Source organism: Cupriavidus sp. SIMBA_020 (assembly GCF_046535395.1).
Lineage (GTDB): Bacteria > Pseudomonadota > Gammaproteobacteria > Burkholderiales > Burkholderiaceae > Cupriavidus > Cupriavidus campinensis.
Genome location: NZ_JAWRWU010001210.1, coordinates 1 through 252, shown reverse-complemented (window position 1 = coordinate 252; position 252 = coordinate 1). Strand labels below are relative to the sequence as shown.

At 66.3% G+C, this 252-nt stretch carries 1 protein-coding gene; it reads right to left on the bottom strand.

Annotation, left to right across the window (positions count from 1 at the left end; translation table 11 throughout):
• Positions 1–252 (bottom strand): MFS transporter (locus tag SB751_RS33370; RefSeq protein ID WP_410749416.1); only part of this gene is annotated, 252 nt, incomplete at both ends.

Below are 252 nucleotides of genomic sequence, written 5' to 3'. Positions count from 1 at the left end.
CCAGCCGTAAGCCGGAATCAGCCAGAGCGCCGCGATGGCCGCCACCAGATTGCCGAGTGCGAACGTGGATTGCAGCACGAAGATCACGCGGCCGCGAATGCGCGCGGGGCACACTTCGTTCATATACGTGGCCGACACCGGCGATTCGCCGCCGAGCCCGATGCCCTGAAACAGACGCAGCGCGATAAACACCGCGTAACCCGGCGCATAAGCCGACGCCACGCTGCCGAGCGCCAGCAGCACGAGCAGCCA